The sequence below is a fragment of the Mesorhizobium sp. M7A.F.Ca.CA.002.15.2.1 genome, from assembly GCF_003998715.1.
GTDB classification, from domain to species: Bacteria; Pseudomonadota; Alphaproteobacteria; order Rhizobiales; family Rhizobiaceae; genus Mesorhizobium; species Mesorhizobium ciceri.
In genome coordinates this window covers 1-5442 of the sequence record NZ_RZPI01000378.1, presented here as the reverse complement: position 1 = coordinate 5442, position 5442 = coordinate 1, and the positions used below count along the sequence as shown (strand labels likewise).

The 5442-nt window shown below is 62.4% G+C and carries 6 protein-coding genes; 2 read left to right on the top strand and 4 right to left on the bottom strand.

Annotation, left to right across the window (positions count from 1 at the left end):
- Both ENZ74_RS20290 and ENZ74_RS20285 read right to left on the bottom strand, forming a co-directional pair.
- Positions 1-583: NAD(P)/FAD-dependent oxidoreductase (locus tag ENZ74_RS20290; RefSeq protein ID WP_245469125.1), on the bottom strand; the 583-nt coding region annotated here is incomplete at its 3' end.
- Positions 584-627: 44 nt separating this feature from the next.
- Positions 628-1038 carry a helix-turn-helix domain-containing protein gene (locus ENZ74_RS20285; RefSeq protein ID WP_063168259.1) on the bottom strand — a complete coding sequence of 137 codons (411 nt, stop codon included), beginning with the start codon at positions 1036-1038 and terminating at the stop codon, positions 628-630.
- A gap of 135 nt (positions 1039-1173) precedes the next feature.
- Between ENZ74_RS20285 and ENZ74_RS20280 the strand changes: the two genes are divergently transcribed.
- Positions 1174-2067 (top strand): SDR family oxidoreductase, encoded by an 894-nt coding sequence (locus tag ENZ74_RS20280; RefSeq protein WP_063168260.1) that lies wholly within the window; start codon positions 1174-1176, stop codon positions 2065-2067.
- Between the two features lie 185 nt (positions 2068-2252).
- On the opposite strand, the gene ENZ74_RS20275 is transcribed toward ENZ74_RS20280, so the two are convergent.
- Together ENZ74_RS20275 and ENZ74_RS20270 are read right to left on the bottom strand one after the other, a co-directional pair.
- Entirely contained in the window at positions 2253-4172 is a 1920-nt protein-coding gene (locus ENZ74_RS20275; RefSeq protein WP_063168261.1) for a potassium transporter Kup, read from the bottom strand.
- Between the two features lie 104 nt (positions 4173-4276).
- Positions 4277-5017, bottom strand: coding sequence for a pyridoxine 5'-phosphate synthase (locus ENZ74_RS20270; protein ID WP_063168262.1), 741 nt, complete (start codon positions 5015-5017; stop codon positions 4277-4279).
- A 134-nt stretch (positions 5018-5151) separates the two neighbouring features.
- Between ENZ74_RS20270 and ENZ74_RS20265 the strand changes: the two genes are divergently transcribed.
- Positions 5152-5442, top strand: a 291-nt coding sequence (locus ENZ74_RS20265; protein ID WP_164761098.1) for an STAS/SEC14 domain-containing protein, incomplete at its 3' end; no start/stop codon positions are given.

Below are 5442 nucleotides of genomic sequence, written 5' to 3'. Positions count from 1 at the left end.
GTCGTGGCTCGCCTGCAGCGCTTGCGCCGCGCAGTTTCGAGCGCGAACCGCTGGCGTCGATGACGAGGTCGAACGGCCCCGCCCTTCGTCCGTTGCCGCAGATCAGCGTCGTCCGTTCGCCCGTCTCCAAGGCCTCGATCTCGACGCCGGTTTCGATGGCGATCGCTTCGCGTTGGGCGGCGCGGAAGAGCACGCCGAACAAGGCCGCCCGGTGCACCGCCAGCCCGAAGCGGCCACCGCGCTGCGCATCGTAGCGGACATCGAGCACGGTACGGCCTGTGGTGGCATCGGCGCCATGCAGGCGGTCGATGCGGCTGCCCAGCGCCAGCATGTCGTCGAGCAGGCCAAGATCGGCCAGCACCGTCAGCCCTGTCGGCTGCAGGATCAGCCCGGAGCCGACCGGCTTCGGCTCATCGAAGCGTTCAAAGACCGTGACCCGATGCCCGGCGCGCTTGAGATAGAGCGCCATGGCCAGTCCCGCCGGCCCGGCGCCTGCTATTGCGATGTCGTAGGAAATGCCAATGCCCCCAAAGCCGAACTGGCCGGGACAATCCTTCAGCAGCCCGGCGAAATCAAGCCGCACCGTGGGGCTTTAGCGGTCGTTCAAGCCTGGGCCTTGGCGGCCGTTCAAGCCTGGGACGCATCAAAATCGGCGCGCGCTGCGCGCACCGCATCATGGTTGAGTTCGGCCCACAGAATCAATTGATGAAAGGCGCCGAACATAGAGCGCCCGAGATCGGTCAGGCTGTATTCGACGCTTGGTGGTTTGGTCGGGAACACCTCACGATGCACATAGCCATCGCGCAGAAGATCGTACAGCGTCTGGGTCAGCATGCGTTGCGAAATGTCGGGCACAAGGCGCCGCAACTCACCGAAGCGATAGGGTTTTTCAGCCAGCGCCATCATCAGCAGCGATCTCCATTTGCCGCTCACCCCTTGAATGACCTCGCGAACCGGACAATTGGCAATATTGCCGCCGCCTGAGATGGCCTTATAGACCTCCAACTTCGATTTCAGATTGATGACCTTGCCGTCCATGGCTGGTTCCCTGCGTGTGCCTACCTCCCGAAAAACTGCCTTCTTTACGGCACCAGGTCAATTCCTATTTTAGTGCTGGTCTCTTTTTGAGACTGCCACTCGAACCGCCTTAGCGGCGCAATGTCAGGACCTTCCATGAGCGAAACCCTTCTCGTCACCGGCGCTTCCGGCCAGCTCGGCCACGGCGTCATCCAATATCTCCTGGACAAGCACAAAGTTCCACCGGCAAACATCATCGCCGCCACACGCAATCCGGAAAGCGTGGCCGATCTGGCGCTGCGCGGCGTCGTTGTCAGGGCCGCCGACTTCAACGACGCGGCATCGCTGGAAACCGCATTCAAAGGCGCCGACAAGGTGCTGATTATTTCGACCGGCGATCTCGATCTCAAAAGCGGCAGGCGCCTGAAGCAGCACGAAAATGCCGTCGCCGCGGCCAAAAACGCCGGCATTTCGCATCTGCTCTACACCTCGATGCCCAATCCGGAGCCGGTATCGCCGGTCCTGTTTGCCGATGACCACTACAGCACCGAGCAGGCGATCAAGGCGAGCGGCATCCCCTACACGATCTTCCGCAACGGCTGGTACCAGGAGAACCTGTTCATGGCCCTGCCGCACGCGATCGCCTCGGGAAAATGGTACACGTCGGCCGGCGACGGGCGCATTGCCCACGGTGCGCGCGACGACATGGCAGCGGCGATCGCCGCCAGCCTCGCTGGCGCTTCAAACGAAAGCAAGACCTACACCTTGACCGGTCCGCACGCCTACACCACGGCAGAGATTGCCGCCCTGGTAAGCGAGGTCACCGGCAAGTCGCTCGATGTCGTGCAGGTTCCGGATGAAGCGCTCACCGAAGGGGTAAAGGCATCCGGCGTTCCCGAGGATTTTGCTGAAGTCATCGTGTCCTTCGACGTCAACACGCGCTCCGGCCGCATCGCCATGGTGACCGACGCGATCGAGACGCTTTCCGGCCGCAAGCCAAAAACGCTGAAGCAGTTCCTCGAGGCGAACAAGGCCGCGCTGGCCGGTTGAAGCGGAGTGACATGGACTGTGCCGCAAGACACAGCTCATTCGCCAGGACATGTCGAGATTCAGGTCAGGCTGGACCGAGAATGTGGGTTCCGAGAACCGGAACGGAGCGGACACTTGGTCCGTGAGTACCGGAAGCGCAGGAACCTGCCGTTCGCAGGCCGGCCTCACCTGAATATCGGCATGTCCTAGATGGCCACCTGAGTGCCGATCTCCACCACGCGCCCGGTCGGGATTTGGAAATACTCCGTCGCGTCGGCCGCCGTGCGCGCCAGGCCGATGAACAGCCGGTCCTGCCACACCGGCATGCCGGAATTGGGCGAGGCCTTGAGCGAACGCCGCGACAGGAAGAACGAAGTCGTCATGATGTCGAATTTCCAGCCCTGCTTGCGGCAGATCGCCAGCGCGCGCGGGATGTTGGGCTGCTCCATGTAGCCGAAGGTCAGCGTTACCCGCATGAACAGCTCGTTGACCGTCTCCATTTTGACCCGGTCGCTGTCGGGCACCACCGGCTGCGGCGCGGTCACCACTGAAAGGATGACGTTCTGCTCATGCAGCACCTTGTAGTGCTTCAGGCTGTGCATCAGTGCGGTTGGCGCGCTGAGCGGATCGCTGGTCAGGAACACGGCGGTGCCTGACACCAGCTGCGGCTTCTTCTTCAACAGATTGCCGGCGAGGAAATCGAGCGGGATCTCGTTGCGGCGGGTCTTGTCGAACAGATAGCGGCTGCCGCGCACCCAGGTCCACATGGCCAGCACGATGGTGAAGGCAACGGCCAGCGATGCCCAGCCGCCCTCAAACACCTTGACGATGTTGGAGGCAAAGAAACCGACGTCGATGAAGCCGAACAGCGCCGTCAGCGAGACCGCCAGCCACAGCTTCCATTTCCAGATCCGCGTCATGACCACAAACAACAGCACCGTGGTCACCAGCATGTTGCCGGTCACCGAGATGCCGTAGGCCGATGCCAGCCTGCTGGACTCGCCGAAGCCCACCACCAGCATCATCACCACCAGCGCCAGCAGCAGGTTGACGCGCGGCATGTAGATCTGGCCGGACTGTTTCTCCGACGTATGCAGAATTTCCAGGCGCGGCAGCATGTTGAGCTGCACCGCCTGCCTGGTCAACGAGAAGGCGCCCGAGATCACCGCCTGGCTGGCGATGACCGTGGCGGCGGTCGCCAGCACGACCATCGGGATCAGCGTCCAGCCTTCATTCATTTCGAAGAACGGATGGCCGACGACGCCGTTCTTGGCCAGCACGAAAGCGCCCTGCCCGGCATAATTGAGCAGCAGGCACGGAAACACGACCCACAGCCAGGCGAGCACGATCGGCTTGCGGCCGAAATGGCCGAGATCGGCATAGAGCGCTTCCGCGCCGGTGACCGCGAGGAAGATGGCGCCGATGGTGACGAAAGCGACATCGGGCGAATTGATCAGGAAGGCGACGATGTAGTGCGGGCTGATCGCCCACAGGATTTCCGGATCGGCGATGATGTGGTTGAGGCCGGAAAGGCCGATCGCCAGGAACCACACCGCCGTCACGGGACCGAAGACCAATCCCACGCCGCCCGTGCCGAAACGTTGCACCGCGAACACTATGGCGAGAATGACCAGTGTCAGCGGCACGACATAAGGCTGGAAGGTCGGCGTGACGACGTTCATGCCTTCGACCGCCGACAGCACCGAAATCGCCGGCGTGATGACGGCGTCGCCGAAGAAAAGCGACGCCCCGACGATGCCGATGCCGAGCATCAGCGCCGAGCGCTTGGGGAAACTGCCGCGCGCCAGCGCCATCAGCGACAGCACGCCGCCCTCGCCGCGGTTGTTCGCCCGCAGCACGAACATGATGTATTTGATGGTGACGATGATGGTCAGCGACCAGATGATCAGCGACAAAACGCCGAGGATGTCACCGCGGTCGGCCACCTGTCCGCCGGAAGATGCCACCAGCGCCTCGCGAAAGGCGTAGATCGGACTGGTGCCGATATCCCCATAGACGACACCGAGCGCGCCCAGCATCAGAACCTTGGTGCTGTGCTGTTCGACTTCCGAATGGCTCGATTGTTCGACGGGTTCTGCCTCACTACCAGTATTGGTAAGGGCCATGGACGACACTCCGATAAGCGCGCGGTGCTCTACGCTTGCTGCGATGCAATATCAAGTGCCGTCGCGTAATGGCTGCCATGCCTGCCATGCGAGGCTGCCCATCGCTACCATCCGCAGGCCTTGAGGAACCGACCCACCGTACCGGCCATGCCATACTCCAACGCGTCGGCTGTCAACCCATGTCCGATCGACACTTCGGCCAATGCCGGAATGCGCTTGACCAGCGCCGGCAGGTTGCCGACCACCAGATCGTGCCCGGCATTGACCTGCAGCCCGGCGGCAAGCGCGGCGTCAGCGGTTTTTCCCAGCCTTTCCAGCTCTTTGGCGGCTTTGGCGGAATCTGTGTGATAGCTGCCATATGGACCTGTATAGAGCTCGATGCGGTCGGCGCCGGTGTCGCGCGCGGCCGCCACCCAATCGGGATCCGGATCGGAAAACAGCGACACGCGAAAGCCCCCCTTCTTCAGGCGCTTGACGATTGGTGTGAGGAACGCGGCCTGGGTTGCGAAGTTCCAGCCATGGTCCGATGTCGCCTGGGCCGGATCGTCCGGCACCAAGGTCACCTGTTCAGGCTGATGCTTTTCCACAAGCAGCAGGAAATCCTCGGTCGGATAGCCCTCGATGTTGAATTCCGCGCCCGGAAACTCGTCGTCGATCAGCGACCGGATCTCAGGCACATCGGAGAGTCTTGTGTGCCGCTCGTCGGGGCGTGGATGCACTGTCAGCCCGTGCGCTCCGGCCGCCAGCGCAATGCGGCCGAGGCCGGTGACGCTTGGCCACGGCAGGTCGCGCCGGTTGCGCAGCATGGCGATGGCATTGAGGTTGACGGAGAGCTTTGCAGGCATGCGGGTGGCCTCGGAAATCGTTAGACGCGCCCACCTATAATGCCTTTGACGGGAACAGTAATGCCTTTGGTGGGAACAGACTGGGGGTTTCGGGTGTTCCAAGCCTGATGAACCAGCGGGGAAAGGTAGCGCCGATGAATTTTCTTGATGAGGTGCCGGCAATCCGCCGTATCGAGACCAGCCGTGACGACCTTTTCGCCATCGATGTCGTCGGGCACGTTTCCGCGGCCGATGGTGAAAATCTTTTCGGATTGCTGGAGGCAGCCTACGCCCTGCATCCGCGCGTCGATGTGCTGGTGCGCCTCGTCGACCACGACGGCGTCGACTGGGCCGACATCGCTGACGAGACCCTGAAGCAGGGCGCCATTCATGCATTGGAACATGTCGACCGTTGCGCGACGATCGGCGAACCGGACTGGATAGCG

What these genes read in the sequence shown, in the direction of transcription:
- ENZ74_RS20285 (WP_063168259.1), bottom strand. Translation starts at nt 1,038, where the DNA reads ATGGACGGCAAGGTCATCAATCTGAAATCGAAGTTGGAGGTCTATAAG.
- ENZ74_RS20280 (WP_063168260.1), top strand. Translation starts at nt 1,174, where the DNA reads ATGAGCGAAACCCTTCTCGTCACCGGCGCTTCCGGCCAGCTCGGCCAC.
- ENZ74_RS20275 (WP_063168261.1), bottom strand. Translation starts at nt 4,172, where the DNA reads ATGGCCCTTACCAATACTGGTAGTGAGGCAGAACCCGTCGAACAATCG.
- ENZ74_RS20270 (WP_063168262.1), bottom strand. Translation starts at nt 5,017, where the DNA reads ATGCCTGCAAAGCTCTCCGTCAACCTCAATGCCATCGCCATGCTGCGC.